At 73.7% G+C, this 1,102-nt stretch carries 1 protein-coding gene; it reads left to right on the plus strand.

Going from position 1 to position 1,102, the window contains the following annotated elements; genetic code table 11:
- Positions 1-1,102, plus strand: a 1,102-nt coding sequence (locus tag AC1D15_RS33630; RefSeq protein WP_477829475.1) for a hypothetical protein, incomplete at both ends; no start/stop codon positions are given.

Genomic DNA, 1,102 nt, shown 5'->3' on the forward strand with positions numbered 1-1,102 from the left:
GCATGTGGCTGACCCACCCGCTGAACCACGAGCGCGAAGCCAACGCGAAGCGCCACTACGTGGCGGCGCCCTTCGACGACCGCAGCGCCTGGGAGCTGTTCGACGACGCGCCCGGCCTGCGCGAGCGCGTCACCGCGCAGCTGATCGGCGAGACGAAGCTCACGCCGATCGCGCTCGAGGACTCGCTGCAGGCGCTCGACGAGCAGTTCGCACGCGAGAGCCTGCAGGGCCGCTACCGCGGCGTGTACCTCGGCCGCTCGGTCACGCGCAGCGTGAAGAGCGCGGCCGAGCTGGTCGACCCGGCACAGCAGGGCGCGACGCCGGCCGATCTGGCGGCGCTGTACCCCGAATCGCTGCTCGACGACGTGGCGCGGCTGCGCGAACTGGAGCGCGAGCTGGGCCAGTTGCGCGCGTTGCAATCCGGCGCGCTGAAGGCGCCTGGCGGCGTGATCCGACACCGCGACCGCACGCTGAAGCAGGGCGAGCTGCCGGGCCTGCTGAAGGCCGTCGAACGCGAGCACCGCCAGGTCGAGCAGCGCCTGCTGGCGCACGACAAGGCCTGCCGCAGCACGCACCGTGCCGCGGCGGCGCAGCTCGGCGGCGGCTGGGACGCCTACCTCGAAGGCCTGCTCGCGCTGCTGCACTACGCCGACCACAGCGAGGCCGACCTGCGCGATGCGCAAGGCCTGCTGTCCAACGCCTGGCAGGTGGAAAGCGCGACGCGCCGCGTCGGCAAGGCCGGCGTCGAGCGGCTGGTGGGCGTCGCGAACCATCTGCAGGCGGCCTTGCAGAGGGTGTCGGAGCAGCGCGACGCGGTGGTGCTCGATGCGACGCTGCGCGAGAAGCTCGGCGTCGCGAGCTGGAGCGAGCTGCTCGGCGAGTTCAAGCTGCCGCCTACCAGCAAGGACAACCTGGGCGACTGGCTGGGCGTCGTCGACAGCTGGGTCGACCAGCTGGCCGGCGCCTGTGGCCGGCTGCGCTCGCAGGCGCTCGACCAGCTGCTGCGCACCGAGGCGCTGGTCGCCCRCCGCGCCCGCGGCGAGGCCGTGCCCGAGCTGGCTGTGCCGGCGCCCGAGCCGTCACGCGCGCCGCCGGCCTATGC

The organism is Rhizobacter sp. P2_H2, from assembly GCF_056403375.1.